The organism is Williamsia phyllosphaerae (assembly GCF_014635305.1).
In the GTDB taxonomy this organism is placed as follows: domain Bacteria; phylum Actinomycetota; class Actinomycetes; order Mycobacteriales; family Mycobacteriaceae; genus Williamsia_A; species Williamsia_A phyllosphaerae.
Genome location: NZ_BMCS01000003.1, coordinates 768,947 through 786,507, shown reverse-complemented (window position 1 = coordinate 786,507; position 17,561 = coordinate 768,947). Strand labels below are relative to the sequence as shown.

Genomic DNA, 17,561 nt, shown 5'->3' with positions numbered 1-17,561 from the left:
GGGGACAGATGGGGTCGTCCGATCGTACGGACGCATCGACCGATGGTTCCGTTGAACGCAGCATCCGTCAAACGGCTCGGCGACTTTTGTGATCGATTCGAGCGACTCACCGACCCGTGAAGGATCCGACACAGGAAAGATGGCCCGTATGCCGATTCTGAACAAGGACACGACCGTGTGCATCTCGCTGTCGGGCAGGCCCTCGAACATCGGGACCCGATTCCACAACTTCCTCTACGAGGAACTGGGCCTGGATTTCGTCTACAAGGCGTTCGCCACCGACGACATCGAGGGCGCGATCCGTGGGGTACGGGCTCTCGGGTTCCGCGGTTGCTCGGTGTCGATGCCGTTCAAGGAGGAGGTTATCGCTCTCGTCGACGACATCGAGCCGTCGGCGGCGGCGATCGAGTCGGTGAACACCATCGTCAACGACGGCGGTCGGCTCACGGCGTCGAACACCGACTTCGAGGCGGTCGCGACCCTCATCGACGACCACGAGCTGGACACTGCGCTGCCCGTGCTGGTCCGCGGATCGGGTGGGATGGCCAAAGCCGTCGTCGCGGCGTTCCGGCACGCCGGCTTCGACGACCTCACCTTGCTGGCCCGCAACGAGGCCGCCGGTTCGGCTCTCGCGGACAAATACGGCTACCGGTGGGTCGCAGACGACCCGGCTCCCGGTCCCGGCGTGATCGTCAACGTCACGCCCGTGGGTATGAACGGCCCCGAAGCCGACGAACTGTCGTTCTCCACCGAACACGTTCGTGCCGCCGACGTCGTGTTCGACGTCGTCGCGTTCCCGCCCGAGACACCCCTGATCCGTGAGGCGCGCGCCGCGCGCAAACCCGTGATCACCGGTGCCGACGTGATCGCCTTGCAGGCCGCCCGGCAATTCGAGCGCTACACGGGTGTGTCGATCACCCCGGATCAGATCGCGCGAGCGTCCGATTTCTCGCGGTGGGAGTGATCGGGTGACGACGACAGAGAGGATCAACCATGCCGCGTAGAGGTGAGCCGCTGACCAAGCTCGGCTTCCTGACCATCGGACGGTTCGACGAGGCGTCGCCGCGCGAGGGGCATCTCGAGACCATCGAAGTGATCCAACGGGCCGAGGACCTCGGTTTCGACAGCGTGTGGCTGCGTGACCGGCACCTGCAGTTCGGGATCTCCTCCCCGGTGGCGGTGATGGCCGCTGCGGCGATGAAGACCAGTCGGATCGAGCTGGGTACGGCGGTCATCCCGCTGGGTCTGGAGAACCCCTTCCGACTCGCAGAGGACCTGGCGACGGTGGATCTCCTGTCCGACGGCCGCGTCAACCCAGGCGTCTCGGTGGGGACACCGATGCGGTACGACGACTACAAGGCGGCGCTGTACCCCGACACCCATGACGTGGAGGATTTTTCGAAGGAACGCGTCCTGCGGTTGCTGCACTGCCTGCGGGGCGATCCGGTCAGTCCCTTCGAGGGAACGGTCGGCATCGAGAACTTCTCCCGTCGCGTGCAGCCGCACTCGCCCGGTCTCGTCGACCGCGTCTGGTACGGCGGTGGTCTGAGCTCGGCGATCTGGGCCGGGCAGCAGCAGCTGAACTATCTGACGTCGTCGGTGGTGACCAGCGAGGGAAGTGATTCCGCGGATTTCGCGACCATCCAGGGCGAGCAAATCGACGCCTACCTCGCCAGCCACCCGGACCCGGCCCGCGCCCGCGTCTCGCAGGGATTGGTCGTCATCCCCACCGACACCGCGACGCCCGATCAGATCCGGCGCTACCAGGACTACGCCGAGTCGCGTTTCGAACGGACCCTCACCCCGCAGGGTCCGCGCAAGATGCTCTTCGCGCCCGATCTTGTCGGACCGTCCGACGAACTCGCCGAGAAGCTCTACGCCCACGCCGGCTTCCAACGCGCCTCGGAAGTCGCCTTCGCACTGCCGTTCTCGTTCGAACCGGCCGACTACGTCCAGATCATCTCCGACATGGCGACCCACCTCGGGCCTGCCCTCGGCTGGACACCGAGTGCATGACCAAGCCTTGTGCAGTCAGCCCGCCTCGTGGGGTGTGGGGCCACCGAGTTCGGTGATGAGGTTCTGAACAAATTTCCACCCGGTACTCCGGCGGGCAGGGTCGTTGGCTGGGAGGGCCACCAACTCGGCCAACAGGTCGCGTAGCCGCGTGTTGTCAGGGTCTTCAGCGAGTAGGTCCTCGTAGTTCGGGTCCAGCAAGTAGGAGTGTGATCCGTCGCTGTGTTGCGACGCGGCCCACGAGATCCGGTCGAGGAAGATCTCCAAGGTTCGCGCAGCGTCTTTGTCGTTCTGGCCGGGCGACATCGCGACTGTGCGAAAGTCCGGATGCGTGGAGACTGCACCGGGATGTAGGGCGAGGATGGTGGCGAAGTCATTCTTCGTCTCGTGTGACGCCAGTTCGCGAACGGTCCGAACTCGGTCGGCCGACTCGACGAAATCGGGATCCCCCATGCTGTAGCCCACGAACATCAGGTGGCTGGTCATCAACAACGACTCGACCACCGCGTGCAGTGCCCCACGTTGCTCTGTGAGAACTGTGTAGTCGTCGGACGTGATGACAATCGTTGCGGGGTCGGCGACATCGCCGTGGATTTTCAGAAGCCAGGGTTTGGGTTGGGCGGCCAGCTCACGAGTCAGAACTTGGAAACGATCGACGCCCAACGTCGTGGTCAGCGCAGCTTCATAAGCGGTGTCGTAATTTGTTGTCACGGCCTGGCGTACGCCGAGTCCGGCAAGGAGTAGGTGTGCCGGAGCGACTCCCATCGTCTCCAGCCTCTCGGCAACTGTCTTGTGAAACTCGACGTGGCCCAGTTCGTCTGCGATCTCCTGCGCGATTTCCGGAGCCTCTGTGGGCGAAAATCGTTTGGGCTGCCTGCCGCTGACCTCGGACAACAAACCTCGCCAGTCGGGGAGTCCGAGTGGGACACTGACCCCGGATCCCAGGAACAGGGAAAGCTCCTTGTGTGCTGCTCTTCGACCGAGGTTGTCTGCGATCTCCAGGTGGGCGGGGTCGAATCCATCCCAATGCTCTTCTGGTCGCTGACTCTGCACCGCGGCATGGTCGCGGCTGTCGAACAAGACCAGAGCCACATCTGCGTCCGCCTCCTCTGCGACCTCGGCGAGAGCGGGCAGCAACGCCTTGATCAGCTCGCCCCGACGGTGCTGTAGTCCGCCGAACCCAGTGCCGACCAATGGCAGCGCGATCAGCGGCTTCACCCGACCGGGTTGGAAAGTGCGATCTTGTGCAAGGGATCTGATGGCGTCAGCGACGCTCTTCGCGACTGATTGATGGCCGCGGGTGCCGAAGGTTGTCATCACGAGCCGTATGGTTCGTCCTTCGCTGGGCGATACGTCGCAAAAGTGATCGGCGGAGGTCGCGTTCCGCAGACGGGCCCCGCTCATGCTGAAGTCGAATTCGTGCTCCTGCAACAGAGCAGACCAGTGGTCCCAGACCACATTCCACGCGCCGTCGCACGGCACGAGAATGGCGTCGCATTTCAACTGGGTGAGGTCGCCTCGAAGTACGAAGAAGTGTCCGTTCACGTCTGTAGTCAACCCGAACCAGACCCTTCGTGCTGGTGTGTCGCCGACCGCGCAGGCATGTGACCGTCACGCCGTACACCGGCGGCGCTACCGTCGACTGGTGTGCGCCGGATCGATCACCGGCTGCCGTGACGAGGGGAATTTTCGATGGAGTACGTGAACCTGGGGTCGAGCGGACTGCGTGTCTCGCAGATCTGCCTGGGCTGCATGACCTTCGGCCAGCCCGATCGCGGAGCGCACGAGTGGACGCTCACCGAGGACGACTCGCGGCCGATCATCAAGCACGCGATCGACGCGGGCATCAACTTCTTCGACACCGCCAACTCGTACTCCGCCGGGTCGAGCGAGGAGATCGTCGGTCGGGCGCTGAAGAGTTTCGTCAACCGCGACGACGTCGTCATCGCCACCAAGGTGTTCCACAACGGCCGCCCGTCGCCATACGAGGTCGGCCTGTCGCGCAAGGCGATCATGGCCGAGGTCGACGCCAGCCTGCAGCGACTCGGCACCGACTACATCGACCTGTACCAAACGCACCGGTGGGACCACACGACCCCGATCGCGGAGACGATGGAGGCGTTGCACGACGTGGTCAAGGCGGGAAAGGTCCGCTACATCGGCGCGTCGTCGATGTACGCGTGGCAGTTCTCCAAGGCGCAGTACACCGCCGAGGCCTATGGTTGGACAAAGTTCATCTCGATGCAGGACCACTACAACCTGCTCTACCGCGAGGAAGAGCGTGAGATGCATCCGCTGTGCGCCGACCAGGGTGTCGGGGTCATCCCGTGGAGTCCGCTGGCCCGCGGTCGTCTGACCCGCGACTGGGACACGACCACCAAGCGCAGCGACACCGACAAGTTCGGCGCCACCCTGTACGACGACGGTGACCGTCGCACCGTCGAGGCCGTCACCGAGATCGCCGAGGCACACGGTGTCCCGCGCGCGCAGATCGCGCTGTCCTGGGTGCTGAACAAGCCGATCGTCACCGCACCGATCATCGGCGCGAGCAAGGTCGGTCACATCGACGACGCGGTCGCCGCCACCTCGGTGACGCTCACCGATGACGAGGTGCAGACCCTCGAGAAGCACTACCGGCCACGGCCGATCGTCGGCTTCGCGTAGTCGAGATCAGGCGGGGCAGCCACTCGCGCGGGCCGGCGCGTTGCGGACGACCCGTGCGAACGCGCCGTCGCCGGGCAGGGTCCACGACGGGCCGACGAAGCTGCGGCAGGCGGTGGGATCCCCGGTGACGAACCGCAGGAACTGCACCGCGACACCGGTCAGTGGATACCTGCTCAGCGGGTTGACCACATCGAGGTGCGGCGCGCCCCTGGCGACGACGAACCACGCCGACGCTCCAGTGATCGGGCCGTAGACGAGCGGCTGGATCCGGGCGGCGTTCGACGCCTTGTCCGCGGTGCCGGTGGCGATCAGCGTGGGCGCCCGCACCGGGGTGGGCACGGTGTAGACGTCGGGCGCCAAGGCCAGCACGCCGACCAGACGCACCGCCGACGGGACGGTGAACGTCGCCGGCACCGGAACACCGTTCGACGCGTTGGCGATCCCGGCCACCTCGATGGCCTTGGTCGCGCCCGACGAATGCCCGGCCAGCACAGTCTTTTTCAGGTCGATCCGGCCGAACAGAGGTGAGGTGCGGTCGCCGTTCTCGGCGACCGCCCGGCGAAGGCCAAGGAACCCGCTCTCCGGTGCTATCTCAGTGCCCTTGTAGGAGACCGCGACCACGAATCCGTAACTCGCCCAGTGCCGTGCGAGCGGCGCGAAGTACCCGGGGTTGGCGCGGCTGCCCGGAACGAACTCCACGAGGGGTCGCTCACCACCGGTGGTCGGGTAGTAGAAGTCGACGCCGGTGTCGGGACCGCGTCCGATCGGCGCCGCCGACGTGCACTGCAGCGGGGTATACGCCCCCTGTCTGCGTGCGTCCGCGTTCTGTGCGTCCGCCTCCGGTCCGACGCACGGTGCAACCCGCGCGGTCGCCGCCACCGAGAAGGGGCCCGGTCCGCTGAGATTCGTGTTCAGTGCGCTGCCGGCACGAGGGGTCGGGGCGGCTGCGGCTGTCGCCGCGACACCGGTCGAGATCAGAGCCACCGCGAACACCACAGCCATCACCCTGGCCACCACCGCACCCACACTCCCGTCCCGATCGTCGATTTTCTTTCGGCAACCGTACGTCCAGGTTGGTGAACCCGAAACTCGAGCGAGCAGCGATCAGAACGGGGTGATGGACGCGGGGGCGCCGGTGCACACCATCAGCCGGGCGAAGTCCTCGACGCGCTGTCCACGGATGTGCCCGGCGGCCGCAATGGTCCGCACGCCGATTCCGCCGAGCAGGACCGATCCCAGTGCGGCGACATCCAGTGTGACGTCAGCATTGATGTCGGTGTCATCGCCGATCCGCTCGACCTCACCCCTGCCGTTGCTCGCCACGAGTCGGTAGGTGCCCTCTGCGAAATCCTGCTCGTCGTGCACGCTCAGCGTGATCTCGCCGTCGGTCAGGTAACTGCGGGCGGTCAGCACCGCAGCGACATCGAGCACGCGCAACCACAGGAAGTCGCGGCGGTTCTCGACGGTGTAGACATCGGGTTCGGCCAGGGCGTAGCGCAGCGGGTCGTCTACCCGGGCGCGGCGCTGAGTGATGGTCCGGATGAGGTCGGAGTGGCCGAGGAAATCCCACAGCGCCACGCCCACCGCGGGGTTCGGTGCGACGAGGTCGCGGACCTCGGCGCTGCTGTCCTCCTCGAGGAGCTTGTATGCGACCGCGCCATCACACCGGTTGTCGTCATCGAGGTGCAGGGCGTACCTGAAGCCCGGCTGCGGCTTTCCGGTCGGCTGGTCCAGGCCGGCAAGCACGTCGTCTGCAGCCGGGCCACGGTCGACCGACCCGGGTGTGCGCTGGTGGTAGTCGTCGAACAGTGCCCTTACGCGGTCGAGATAGACGCCACGATCAACCATCTCGATCCGACCGGTCGACGGTGTCGTGACCCGGAACGACGCGTCGGTCCGCACGCGGATCTGGTTTTTCTGCACCGCGGGACCGAATCCGAACCGGCGGTAGATGCCCGACTCGCTGACCGTCAGCGCGGCCAGCGGCATACCGCGTTGGGCTGCCTCGGTCAGGTCGGCCGTCATCATCTGCCGAAGCAGACCGCGCCTGCGGTGCGAGGTGCGGGTGGTGACGTCGCTGATCGCGTTCGCGGGCAGCAGGGTTCCGCCGACGTTGACGGTCGTGTCCCAGCTCCCCAGCGTCGCCACCGGCACCCTGTCGTCCCGCAGCCCGCCAGTCCGCAGGTCATGAACGCCTCGCATCCGCGCGTCCTGGTCGATGAATGCGCCGAGCCATCGACCGATGCCCTCGTCGCTGTACTCCGGTTCGTTGAAGCCGAACACCACCGCTCGGATCCACGCGACCGTCCGTTCCTCGTCGGCGATCGCGCGCGACCGGGCTTGATGGGTTCGCAGTTCGGTCGTCATCGTGCCGACGTTAAGGCGTCGTCAACGTCGGACGCCACAGGTTTAGGAGGCAGTATGGACCGATGACGTCGGATCGAGCTGTGGTCGACACCAGCAACGGACCGGTACGCGGAACCGATGACGGACGGACCCGTGTGTGGAAGGGGATCCGCTATGCGGCCCCGCCGACAGGCGAACTGCGCTGGCGCGCACCGGTGCCACCCGAGCCGTGGACCGACGTCGCCGACGCCACCCGATTCGGTGCCGTCGCGCCGCAGCCCGACATCCCCGTCATCGACCTCGGTCCGGATGTCACGAAGGACGAGGACTGCCTGACCCTCAACGTCACCGCCGCTTCGGCGACGACCGTCGACGACCCCAAGCCGGTCATGGTCTGGATCCACGGGGGTGCCTACATCCTCGGATCGACCACCCAACCCCTCTACGACGCCGCGGCGATGGTCGAGCGTGGGGACGTCGTCGTCGTCACGGTGAACTACCGGTTGGGGGCATTCGGGTTCCTCGACCTGTCCGCTTTCGGCACCGACGAGCACCCCTTCGACTCCAACCTCGCACTGCGCGACGTGATCTCGGCCCTGCAGTGGGTACGCGACAACATCAGTGCGTTCGGCGGCGACCCGGCTCAGGTCACCGTGTTCGGGGAGTCCGCCGGTGGCGGCATGGTCACCACCCTCATGACCGTCCCGTCGGCGGCGGGGTTGTTCCACCGCGCGATCGCGCAGAGCTCGCCCGCGACGTCGGTCTACGACGGTGCGCGCGCCACCCGCATCGCCGAGATGTTCCTCGATGACATCGGCATCGCGCCCGCCGACATCGGTCGCTTGCGCGGCGTGCCCACCGACGCCGTCGCCAAGGCCACGTTCCGACTGTTCGACGACATCCCGACGAGCGCTCCGGGGACACTCGCGTTCGCGCCGGTCGTGGACCGCGACCTGGTGCCCGACTACCCGCTGGAGGTGTTCCGCGCGGGAAAGGCGCTCCCGGTGCCGCTGCTGATCGGCACCAACAAGGACGAGGCGGCACTGTTCAAACTGATGAAGTCGCCGCTCATCCCCATCACGCCCGACGCCATCCGGGCGATGTTCGCGCAGATCGCGGTCGAACGACCCGAACTCGCCATCCCACACGAGGCGGACATCCTCGCGGCATACGCCGGCGTCCGAAAAAAGGGCAAGGGGATGGCGGTCGCCCGGGACATCGGCTTCCGGATGCCCACGGTCTGGTTGGCCGAGGGGCACAGTGCGATCGCGCCGGTCTTCCTCTACCGATTCGACTGGGCGACGCCGCTGTTCCGACTCCTTCGTGTCGGCGCGACCCATGCGACCGAACTGCCGTACGTCTTCGGCAATCTGGTCAGCGGGCGCAAGGACATCACGTTCAAGCTCGGCGGCCTGTCGGCGGGCAAGGCCGTGTCGGCGCGCATGCAGCGTCGGTGGTTGAACTTCGCGGTGAGCGGTGATCCCAACGGCGTGCCGGATGCCCCGGTGTGGCGGCCCTACGACTCCGGCGACCGCGCGAGTCTCGTCATCGATCGGAACGATCGCGCGGTGCACGACCTCGACCACGACCTGCGGAAGGCCTGGGGCGACGACGTTCTCAGCTTCCCCTGACCACGATCGCCTCGCCGGTATTCCGACCTGCACGGTTCGGATCGGGGTGAACGCAATGGTGCGTCGCCGCCCTGCACCCGGGACACTGATTACGTATCCCTAATCGACATGAGGAGTCCGTTGTGACATCGACCATCCGTGCAAGCGTCGTCCCGTTCGTGATCGAGGCGGAGGGCACCGGAGTGGCCCAGACGCTCGTCTCCCAGGGTGACAACAAGCACGAGTTCCACACCGACGCCTACCCCGCGTTCGGTGGCAAGGACGAGGCGCCGAGCCCGCTGTTCTACGCGCTCGGTGCGCTCACGTCGTGCAACCAGGTGACCGCCGCGTTGGTCGCCAAGGACCTGGGCATCACGCTGGGCAAGTTCACCTTCACCATCCAGGGCGACCTCGACACCCTTGTGCTGGTCAAGGGCGAGGAGGGCAACTCCAACTTCGAGAAGGTCTCGGTCGATGCCACCGTCGAGACCGACGCCACCGAGGAGCAGTTCACGACGTTCGTCTCCGAGGTCGAGCGTCGCTGCCCCGTGACCCAGCTGTTCGTGCGCAGCGGCCTCGAGTTCCACAACAACTGGAAGCAGAACTCGCTGGCCTGACCCGCCACAGCGGCACCCGGCAAAAAGCAGGTGCCGTTGTCAGTGGTGGTGCGTAGCGTTTCTAACAATGACCGCCACGACATCGCGACCGTCCACGACAGCGCCCACGCCCCGCGTGGGCGCTGTCGTCGTGCCCGCGCCGACCGTGGACTGGCGTCGGTTGCGCAGACCGGCGGCGTACGTCGCGCTCGTCGCGTTGGCGATCGCCGCGATCCTGCAGTCGATCGGCACGGTGATCATCGGTCGCGTCGCAGCCAACCCGACCGGCGCCGCCATCGCGCTGCTGGCCTCCTGCCTGGTCGGCTACGCCGTCCTCGACACCGCCGGCCGCACCGTCTGGGCCGCGATCGCCGACCGTGCCGAGGGTCGGCTCCGCGACGACCTCCTCACCGCTGCACTGCACCAGCCGTTGGAACGGTTGTCCGAGCAGGCCGTCGGGGAGGTGCTCGACCGGGTCGACGACGACACCCACGAGGTCGGGACGCTGGTGCGTCTGCAGGTGTGGGACGCCATGCGCACCGTCTTCTCGACGCTGCCGATGTGGATCGTCGCGGGCCTGACGTGGTGGCCGGCCTGGATCATCTTCCCCGTCCTGGGGCCGATCGCGATCCTGGTGATCCGTCCACTTCTGCGTGAACTGCGGGACCGCAAGGTCGCCGAGGAGATCGCCTGGACCGACCACGCTGCGGCGATGGAGGAGGGCATCGCCGCCCGGGACGACATGCGCACCAGCATGGGCCAGGCGTACCTGTTGCGTCGGGTCGCGGAGATCTCCGGCACCATCCAGGATCGTTTCCGGGCCGTCATCGCCGTGGAGTCGCGCATCGCCATCCGTTGTGGAGGACTGCTGCACGCGCTGCTCGGCGGAGTCGTCGTCGCGGGGGTGGCGCTCGTGGCCGACAACGACCTCGACGTCGCGAGCCTGGTCACGCTCTTCCTCGTCAGCTCCGGCCTCATCGGTCAGATCAACCAACTCGCACGTCACCTCCCCGAACTGCAGGCGGGCATGGGTGCGATCATCCGGCTCCGACAGCTGGTGGGTACTGATCCCGAACCCGTTGGTGGGCAACCCATCCCCGACGGGCCCGTCGACATCGTGCTGCGTGACCTGCGCTTCGCCTATGCCGAGGGGGTGTTCGCCCTCGACGGCATCGACCTGACCGTGCCGGCGGGCAGCACATGCGCGCTCGTCGGACGGACCGGATCGGGCAAGTCGACGCTCGCTTCGCTGGTCTCGCGCGCGGTCGATCCCGAGCCCGGGTCGTTGTTCGTCGGCGGGGTCGACGTCCTCGATCTCGACCTGCACCAGCTGCGGTCGTCGGTCGGCGTGGTGACCCAACGGACCGAGATCCTCGCGGGGACCCTGGCGGACAACATCGCACTGTTCGCGGCGTTGCCGCGAAACCGTCTGCAGGGGGCGGTCGACGAACTGGACCTCACCGCGTGGGTGGACGGCCTGCCCGACGGACTCGACACGGTTCTCGGACCCGGCGGGACGACGTTGTCGGCGGGCGAGGAGCAACTCGTCGCGTTCGCGCGGTTGCTCGTCCGCGACGTGCGCGTGGTGATCCTCGACGAGGCGACCGCGCGGATGGACCCGCTCACCGAGGCGCGCGTGGTCCGCGCCGCCGACCGGCTTCTCGCCGACCGCACCGGCATCCTCATCGCGCACCGGCTCTCCACCGTGACCCGCGCCGACCAGGTCGCGGTGCTCGAACGCGGCCACATCATCGACCAGGGCCCGCGCACCGAACTCGAGTCCCGACCCGGACCGTTCCGGAGACTCCTCGACGCCGCCGGTACCGACGCGGTCGAACGGCCCGCACTGCACAAGGAACCGACCGGCGCCGATGCGGGTGCCATCGGCGGTGTGCGACGTCAAGGCCCGCCGCCCGAGATCGTCGATGTCGGTGACGGACCGAGCCTGACGCGCGGGATCGCCCACATCATCCGAGTCCACCCGACGTGGGGACTTCTCGGATGTGCGTTGTTCGCCGTGAACGCGATCCTCGGGGCGACCGGTGCGCTGACCGGCTACGTCTGGGGTCACGTCGTGCAGAACCTGCAGCGCGGTGAGACGCCGGTCACGCTGACCGTCTCCCTGGTGATCGTCCTGCTGGCCAACCCGATCACCCTCGCGGCGGCGATCCGACGATTCCTGCCGTGGTGGAGCGCGGCGTCGCTGCGGATCCGGATGACCGTGCTCGAGGCGCAGACCCGGCAACACGGGTTGCCGCGGACACCGCCCGGCGAGGTGATGTCGCGGGTACTCGACTCCGACCGTTTCCTGCGCTACTCCGACCGGTGGATCGACGTCACCAACGGACTGTTCGTCGTCGTGACCGCCGCCGTCCTCGGCGGCAGCGTCCTGGCCGGTGCGATCCTGCTCGCGGTCATGATCGCCGCGGCCGCGGCGTCGGTGGTCGGGCGCCCGATCGCGGGTCGGTCGGCCGCGGCCGCATCGGCCACCCGCGCCCACTTCGGGCGGTCGCTGGTGTCGTCGTTGGAGAGCGTGCGCACCGTCAAGCTCGCCGCCGCCACCGACGACGTCCACGCACACCTGCGCGGCGTCGACGGCGGACGCGTCGACGCCGCGGTCCGTGAACACCGTGTGCAGTCGGTACTCATCGGGGTGCCGGTCGTCATGGTCCAACTCGGTGTCGTCGCCGCGTGGGTGGTCTACCTGCTCGACGGCTGGGATCTGGCGACGGCGCTACTGGTGTCGGGTGCGGTCGGTGGCTTCGACTACTTCGGGCGGGTCGCCGGAGCGGTCATCACCGAGGCGCCGGGAACCCGGTCCTGGCAGAAGGCGACGAGCCGCTTCGCCGGCGGCGCCGACCTCATGGACATCCCGCCGGGCGTCGACCTGTGGGCCGGGACGGCGCCTCGCCCGGCCCCGACCCAGCGCACCCCGCTGCGGCGCCTCGAACTGCGCGACGTGTCCGCGGTGCACGACGACGGCACCCGCGGTGTCTCCGGCGTCGACCTCACGGTCGAGGCGGGGGAGCTCGTGTTGCTCCTCGGCCAGGTGGGTTCGGGGAAGTCCAGCCTCCTCGCGAGCCTGTGCGGGCTGGTGGGCCACACCGGCGTCATCCGGTGGAACGACGCGGACATCGTTGACGCCCAGACGTTCCTCCGGCCGGGGCAGGTCGCGCATGTGGCGCAGGTTCCCCGGGTGCTGTCGGGGACGTTCGCCGACAACGTCCGCCTCGACCACGACCGGCCGATCGACCGTGCGGTGGCCGACGCCCGTCTCGAGCCCGATGTCGCCGCGGCCGGCGGTGTCGACTCGGTCGTCGGGCACCGCGGTGTCCGACTGTCCGGCGGTCAGGTGCAGCGACTGGCGCTGGCCCGCGCGCTGGCGATCGAGCCGGAACTGCTTCTGGCCGATGACGTCTCGAGTGCGCTCGATGCCACCACCGAGGTCGAGCTGTGGGCCGCACTGCGCGACCGGGGCATCACGGTGCTGGGGTCAACGTCCAAGCGTGCGGCCCTGGCCCAGGCCGACCGGGTCGTCGTCCTGGTCGACGGTGCGATCGTCGCGACCGGACCGTGGACCCGGCTCTCCGACGAGTGGGGACACCTGGCGGGCTGACCTCGTGCGACCGGATCAGACCTCGTCCGCGCGGATGATCCGTCGACGCACCGAGACCAGGTGCACCTCGGGTCGGCTGGCGCCGTGCCGTTCGAGACGATCGATCACCTCGGTGACGTGCACGCGGTCGGCGCTGACGACCGACGCGCCGATTCCGGCACGGCGGTGCAGATCGGTGTGATCGACCTCCGCGGCCGAGACGGAGAACTTTCGGCTCATCTCCGAGACGATCGGCCGCACCAGGGAACGTTTCTCTTTCAGCGAGTGCACGTCTCCCAACAGGAAGTCGAACTCGATCCACCCAATCCACATCGCGGCAATCCTACGTGCAGGTCGGTCGGCGACACAGAGCACAATGAGTCGGTGCGAGCCGTGGTGTACGAGACGTTCGGTGCGGCGATGTCGGTGCGCGACATCGCCGAGCCCTCCTGCCCTGCGCACGGGGTGGTGGTGGCCGTGGCCGCGACCGGTCTGTGTCGCAGCGACTGGCATGGCTGGCAGGGGCACGATCCCGACATCCCGCTGCCGAATGTGCCGGGCCACGAACTGGCCGGGACCGTCGTCGAGGTCGGGGCCGACGTCCGCGAGTGGGGGATCGGTGCGCGCGTGACCGTGCCCTTCGTCTGCGCCTGCGGCGACTGCGGACCATGTCGCCGCGGCGATCAGCAGGTGTGCGAACGCCAGACCCAACCCGGGTTCACCCATCAGGGCTCGTTCGCCGAGCGCGTCGCACTCGACCATGCGGACGTGAACCTGGTGGCGTTGCCCGACGACGTCGACTTCGACACCGCCGCCGGCCTGGGCTGTCGTTTCGCGACCGCCTACCGGGCGGTGACCCAGGTGGCGGACGTGCAGGCGGGGGAGTCGGTCGCCGTGCACGGCTGCGGCGGCGTCGGACTGTCGGCGGTGATGATCGCGGCCGCCCGCGGCGCGACGGTCGTCGCGATCGACCCGTCACCGGTGAGCCGCGACCTGGCGATGTCTCTGGGTGCGACGCGTAGCGCACAGTCGGCCGACGATCTGCGGGACATGGACGTGTCCATCGACGCGTTCGGTGCCGCCACGACCATGCGGGCGTCCATCGCGTGCCTGCGACCCCGCGGACGCCACGTACAGGTCGGACTGCTCGGCGACGACGTCGCACCGGCCGTCCCGATGGGACTCGTCATCGCACGCGAACTGCAACTGCTGGGCAGTCACGGTATGGCCGCGCACACCTATCCGGCGATGCTCGCCGAGATCGCCGCGGGAACCCTGGCGCCGCAGGCCCTGCTCCGCGACGCCGTCGACCTCGACGATGCGCCGGCACGGCTGATGGCGCTGGGTGAACCCGGCGCCGGCGTCGGAGGGGTCACCGTCGTCCATCCCTGAAAACGGACTGCGGGATGATCGACGACATGATTCGCAATGTGGTGATGGGTCGCCTTCGCGACCGCGGTCCCGACGGACGAGCGGACGACCGCGTCGAGCTCGAGGCGGGCCTGGCCGGAATCGCTGCGCTGACCCTGCCGGGACTGCTCGCCAATCACGCCGGTCTCGACGCCGGACTGCGCGATGGTGGCTGGGATTTCGCCATCACCAACGACTGGCAGGACATCGACGCCTACCGCGGCTACGACAACGACCCGGAGCACAACGCGCACCGGAAACGGATCGTCGACGTCTGCGAGCAGGTCGCCCGCGTGCAGTTCGAGATCTGACGCCGATGACCCTCGCCGTCGACGTCACCGTCCACACCATCCGTCGACTCCCGCTCACGGGCGGGTCGATGCTGCCGAGGCTCGACCTCGATGACCACCGTCCGGGATTGATCGACCTGATCGGCTCGACGATCCGTGATCGCGGGTGGTGGCTCCTGGTGGGCGGCGTGATCGGCGCCGTGATCGGCGCGTTCACCTCCGCGGGCGTCGTCGCGGCGGCGTTGCTCGGAGCGGCAGCCGGATTCGCGGTGGGCATGGTCCGGTCGCAGATGATCGGGCTGAGCCTGGGCCCCTACCGCCCCGACCACGTCGAGACCCCGGAGGTGATCGGCGAGACCCTGCGGGTGCTGGAGTACAACGTGCACGGGGGCATGGGCGGCCCCGGGAAGTTTCTCGCGACACCGCGCACCCTCGACCATCTGGCGGCGACGATCCGGGCCGCCGAGGCCGACATCGTCCTGCTGCAGGAGCTCGACGACTTCGCGTTGCGCTCGACGATGACCGACACACTCGGGCAGCTGGTCAAGCGCCTGCATCCCACGGGTGCGGTCATGACCCCGGCCGCGGAGAAGGTCTACGGGCGTCGGGAGGGCACGGGAGTCCTGACCTTCAGCGGCATCACGATCAGCGACGCGCGAGGTCTGCGCATCTCGGACGCATTCGGCGACAAGACCTCTCGACGTTTTCGCTCCGCGGCGGCGATGTGGTCGGGCATCGTCTCGGGGTGGTTCGGCCGTCGCGCTCGCGTGTTCGCCGCCAGCACCGAGTACCAGCCGCGTGCCGCCACAGATGCCGTGATCTGCACGCCGACCGGCAATCGGATCAGGGTGCTGTCCGGACATTTCAGCTCGCCACACGACGGCGTCGACGAGCCTGCCCGCCAGGTCGCGCCGATCCTCGACACCGTCCCGACGTGGGTCGGACCGACGATCCTCGGGGCCGACTTCAACGTGCGCGACGGCTCCGCCGAGTTCGACCGCGAGCACGAGATGTGCACCGACGTGGGGCTGTCGGAGGCGACCGCCGGTGCACCGCCCAACAGCGACCGGATCTACGCGTCCGCACATTTCGACGCGATGCGACCGCAGAAGTTGCCGCCTCTCAACGGCGAACCACCGGCGAGTGATCACTCGCCGGTGGTCGTCGAACTCCGCCTGCGCTGAGGCGTCCGGTGGGCTGTCTCAGCCCTGGGCCTCGAGGGCCACGTCCTGCCACTGCTCCCAGTTCTTGATGCGGCTCTCGTAGTCCGCCTTGGCGATACCGAGCGGCGCCTCACCGAAGAACACACGCAGCGGCGGCTTCTCGGCGTCGATCACCTTGAGCAGAGCACGGGCCGACGCGGTCGGGTCGCCCGGCGTGCCGCTGCGCTTCTTGCGGCCCTCCTGCGCGGCCTTGTGCGCATCGGCGTAGGCGTCGAGCTCGGTCGCGTGCTTGGCCGACGGTCCGCTCCAGTCGGTGCTGAACCCGCCCGGTTCGATGAGCGTGACGTGGATGCCGAAGTCCTCGACCTCCTGGGCCAGCGACTGGGAGAAGCCCTCCAGCGCCCACTTCGACGCGTGGTAGAGACCGACCAGCGGGAACGCGCTGATGCCGCCGATGGACGACACCTGCAGGATGTGTCCGCTGCGCTGCTCGCGCATGATGGGCAGCGCCGCCTGGGTGATCCACAGGGCGCCGAAGACGTTCGTCTCCAACTGGTCGCGCGCCTCGGCCTCGCTGACCTCTTCGACGAATCCGAACAGGCCGTAGCCGGCATTGTTGATGACGATGTCGAGACGACCGAACGTGTCGTGCGCCTTCTTGACCGCGGCGAAGTCGGCATCGCGATCGGTGACGTCGAGTTCGATCGGCAGCAGTGCGTCGCCGTACTTCGCGGCGAGGTCGTCGAGCTTCGACGTGTCACGCGCGGTGGCCGCGACCTTGTCGCCTCGCTCGAGTGCGGCGATTGCCCACTCGCGTCCGAATCCGCGGGACGTACCGGTGATGAACCACACTTTTCCACTCATGATCGCGACCTTTCGTTCGGTGATGCCGAGAAGCGGCACACCCCCGCTGCAACGGGGTGCGCCCGCGGCGTCATTCCCGAACGCGATCACGTCTTTCGCAATTCACACGAAATTCGCCCAATTCGGGAGCCGGCGTCACGGGCAGGTGATTACCTCCGGTAATGAATCGAATTCGCGCCGCCGTCGTGACCTTCGCCCTGCTGGTGATCGCCGTTCTTGGTGACCAGGCCACCGCATCGGCCACGCCGACCGAGCAGTACCCGATCGACCCCGCCGCGCAGGCGGCGTCGCAGGTCTACCCCGGACCGCCTGTCTCGGTGCAGTCGCGGTCCACCTCTGCGGCGGCGTTCGTCGGCATCCCGAGCAACTACGTCTACAACACGAACCTGGCTCCCGTGGCCCGCCACGACTACTGCACGTCGTCGCCGGACAGCTACTTCGCGGCCGACTTCCGCGGTCCGTGCGCACGCCATGACCTCTGCTACGACCGCGCCGACGCCTCGGGTAGCAGTTACACGGCGTGCAATTCGGCCCTGCGCACCGACCTCAAGACCAACTGCGCCTACGCCTACGGCGCCGGGACCGCGCTGACCACCTGCAACGCCACCGCCGACATCTACTGGGCTGCGGTGACCGCTGCACACCTGTGATCCTGTAGCCCATGACAGTCACCCGTGTGATGCCGGTCGTCACCGTCACCGATCTGGCCGCCGCGATAGCGGAGCACCGGGCGGTCCTGGGCCTGGAGGTGGTGATGGACCACGGCTGGATCGCGACCCTCGCCGACGCGGACCATCGGGTTCAGCTGAGCCTCATGACCGTCGACCAGACCGCGCCGTGCAACCCGGCGGTGTCTATCGAGGTGTCCGACGTCGATGCGAGATACCATGCGGCCATCGACGCGTCACTGGAGATCGTGCATCCGCTGAGCGATGAGGAGTGGGGCGTGCGCCGGTTCTTCTACCGCGACAGCGCGGGAACCGTCGTGAACGTGCTGACGCACCTGTAGG

Annotated in this window: 16 protein-coding genes; 11 read left to right on the top strand and 5 right to left on the bottom strand. The window is 67.8% G+C overall.

The annotated features are described in order from the left end of the window. Window positions 1–148 precede the first annotated feature (148 nt). Window positions 149–964 (top strand): shikimate 5-dehydrogenase, encoded by an 816-nt coding sequence (locus IEV93_RS22225; protein WP_188493090.1) that lies wholly within the window; start codon window positions 149–151, stop codon window positions 962–964. A gap of 29 nt (window positions 965–993) precedes the next feature. Next, window positions 994–2,016, top strand: coding sequence for an LLM class flavin-dependent oxidoreductase (locus tag IEV93_RS22220; protein ID WP_188493088.1), 1,023 nt, complete (start codon window positions 994–996; stop codon window positions 2,014–2,016). Window positions 2,017–2,031: 15 nt separating this feature from the next. Here IEV93_RS22220 and IEV93_RS22215 read toward each other — a convergent pair whose 3' ends face one another. Further along, window positions 2,032–3,558, bottom strand: a complete 1,527-nt coding sequence (locus IEV93_RS22215; protein ID WP_188493086.1) for an SIR2 family protein — start codon at window positions 3,556–3,558, stop codon at window positions 2,032–2,034. Between the two features lie 147 nt (window positions 3,559–3,705). Between IEV93_RS22215 and IEV93_RS22210 the strand changes: the two genes are divergently transcribed. After that, window positions 3,706–4,677, top strand: coding sequence for an aldo/keto reductase (locus IEV93_RS22210; protein ID WP_188493084.1), 972 nt, complete (start codon window positions 3,706–3,708; stop codon window positions 4,675–4,677). A 6-nt stretch (window positions 4,678–4,683) separates the two neighbouring features. Here IEV93_RS22210 and IEV93_RS22205 read toward each other — a convergent pair whose 3' ends face one another. Then, a complete protein-coding gene (locus IEV93_RS22205) occupies window positions 4,684–5,679 on the bottom strand; it encodes a poly(ethylene terephthalate) hydrolase family protein (RefSeq protein WP_188493083.1) in 996 nt (331 codons plus the stop codon). 102 nt (window positions 5,680–5,781) lie between these two features. Next, complete coding sequence (locus IEV93_RS22200) at window positions 5,782–7,044, bottom strand: GNAT family N-acetyltransferase (RefSeq protein WP_188493081.1); 1,263 nt, start codon at window positions 7,042–7,044, stop codon at window positions 5,782–5,784. A 62-nt stretch (window positions 7,045–7,106) separates the two neighbouring features. Here IEV93_RS22200 and IEV93_RS22195 point away from each other — a divergent pair, with 62 nt between their 5' ends. From IEV93_RS22195 to IEV93_RS22185, 3 genes are all read left to right on the top strand, one after another. Further along, window positions 7,107–8,654: a carboxylesterase/lipase family protein gene (locus tag IEV93_RS22195; protein ID WP_188493079.1), complete on the top strand. Its 1,548-nt coding sequence runs from the start codon at window positions 7,107–7,109 to the stop codon at window positions 8,652–8,654. A gap of 122 nt (window positions 8,655–8,776) precedes the next feature. Further along, window positions 8,777–9,250, top strand: coding sequence for an OsmC family protein (locus IEV93_RS22190; RefSeq protein WP_188493077.1), 474 nt, complete (start codon window positions 8,777–8,779; stop codon window positions 9,248–9,250). A gap of 67 nt (window positions 9,251–9,317) precedes the next feature. Beyond that, window positions 9,318–12,845: an ATP-binding cassette domain-containing protein gene (locus IEV93_RS22185; RefSeq protein ID WP_188493075.1), complete on the top strand. Its 3,528-nt coding sequence runs from the start codon at window positions 9,318–9,320 to the stop codon at window positions 12,843–12,845. Window positions 12,846–12,860: 15 nt separating this feature from the next. Here the strand turns inward: IEV93_RS22185 and IEV93_RS22180 are convergent, their stop codons facing one another. Then, entirely contained in the window at window positions 12,861–13,157 is a 297-nt protein-coding gene (locus tag IEV93_RS22180) for a DUF503 domain-containing protein (protein WP_188493072.1), read from the bottom strand. Between the two features lie 51 nt (window positions 13,158–13,208). On the opposite strand from IEV93_RS22180, the gene IEV93_RS22175 reads away from it, so the two are divergent. Genes IEV93_RS22175 through IEV93_RS22165 form a run of 3 tightly spaced genes read left to right on the top strand, consistent with a single transcriptional unit; the run spans window position 13,209 to window position 15,708 of the window. Continuing rightward, entirely contained in the window at window positions 13,209–14,216 is a 1,008-nt protein-coding gene (locus IEV93_RS22175; RefSeq protein ID WP_188493070.1) for an alcohol dehydrogenase catalytic domain-containing protein, read from the top strand. 26 nt (window positions 14,217–14,242) lie between these two features. Next, complete coding sequence (locus IEV93_RS22170; RefSeq protein WP_188493068.1) at window positions 14,243–14,545, top strand: Dabb family protein; 303 nt, start codon at window positions 14,243–14,245, stop codon at window positions 14,543–14,545. Between the two features lie 5 nt (window positions 14,546–14,550). After that, entirely contained in the window at window positions 14,551–15,708 is a 1,158-nt protein-coding gene (locus IEV93_RS22165) for an endonuclease/exonuclease/phosphatase family protein (protein ID WP_188493066.1), read from the top strand. A gap of 18 nt (window positions 15,709–15,726) precedes the next feature. On the opposite strand, the gene IEV93_RS22160 is transcribed toward IEV93_RS22165, so the two are convergent. Beyond that, entirely contained in the window at window positions 15,727–16,551 is an 825-nt protein-coding gene (locus tag IEV93_RS22160) for an SDR family oxidoreductase (protein WP_188493064.1), read from the bottom strand. A 161-nt stretch (window positions 16,552–16,712) separates the two neighbouring features. Between IEV93_RS22160 and IEV93_RS22155 the strand changes: the two genes are divergently transcribed. Continuing rightward, window positions 16,713–17,201 (top strand): phospholipase A2, encoded by a 489-nt coding sequence (locus IEV93_RS22155; RefSeq protein ID WP_188493062.1) that lies wholly within the window; start codon window positions 16,713–16,715, stop codon window positions 17,199–17,201. Window positions 17,202–17,212: 11 nt separating this feature from the next. Further along, on the top strand, window positions 17,213–17,560 hold the full coding sequence (locus tag IEV93_RS22150; RefSeq protein ID WP_188493061.1) for a VOC family protein: 348 nt from the start codon (window positions 17,213–17,215) through the stop codon (window positions 17,558–17,560). Window position 17,561 lies beyond the last annotated feature (1 nt).

What these genes read in the sequence shown, in the direction of transcription:
- IEV93_RS22210 (WP_188493084.1), top strand. Translation starts at nt 3,706, where the DNA reads ATGGAGTACGTGAACCTGGGGTCGAGCGGACTGCGTGTCTCGCAGATC.
- IEV93_RS22200 (WP_188493081.1), bottom strand. Translation starts at nt 7,044, where the DNA reads ATGACGACCGAACTGCGAACCCATCAAGCCCGGTCGCGCGCGATCGCC.
- IEV93_RS22150 (WP_188493061.1), top strand. Translation starts at nt 17,213, where the DNA reads ATGACAGTCACCCGTGTGATGCCGGTCGTCACCGTCACCGATCTGGCC.
- IEV93_RS22165 (WP_188493066.1), top strand. Translation starts at nt 14,551, where the DNA reads ATGACCCTCGCCGTCGACGTCACCGTCCACACCATCCGTCGACTCCCG.
- IEV93_RS22195 (WP_188493079.1), top strand. Translation starts at nt 7,107, where the DNA reads ATGACGTCGGATCGAGCTGTGGTCGACACCAGCAACGGACCGGTACGC.
- IEV93_RS22185 (WP_188493075.1), top strand. Translation starts at nt 9,318, where the DNA reads ATGACCGCCACGACATCGCGACCGTCCACGACAGCGCCCACGCCCCGC.
- IEV93_RS22180 (WP_188493072.1), bottom strand. Translation starts at nt 13,157, where the DNA reads ATGTGGATTGGGTGGATCGAGTTCGACTTCCTGTTGGGAGACGTGCAC.
- IEV93_RS22205 (WP_188493083.1), bottom strand. Translation starts at nt 5,679, where the DNA reads ATGGCTGTGGTGTTCGCGGTGGCTCTGATCTCGACCGGTGTCGCGGCG.
- IEV93_RS22155 (WP_188493062.1), top strand. Translation starts at nt 16,713, where the DNA reads ATGAATCGAATTCGCGCCGCCGTCGTGACCTTCGCCCTGCTGGTGATC.
- IEV93_RS22225 (WP_188493090.1), top strand. Translation starts at nt 149, where the DNA reads ATGCCGATTCTGAACAAGGACACGACCGTGTGCATCTCGCTGTCGGGC.
- IEV93_RS22220 (WP_188493088.1), top strand. Translation starts at nt 994, where the DNA reads ATGCCGCGTAGAGGTGAGCCGCTGACCAAGCTCGGCTTCCTGACCATC.
- IEV93_RS22160 (WP_188493064.1), bottom strand. Translation starts at nt 16,551, where the DNA reads ATGAGTGGAAAAGTGTGGTTCATCACCGGTACGTCCCGCGGATTCGGA.
- IEV93_RS22170 (WP_188493068.1), top strand. Translation starts at nt 14,243, where the DNA reads ATGATTCGCAATGTGGTGATGGGTCGCCTTCGCGACCGCGGTCCCGAC.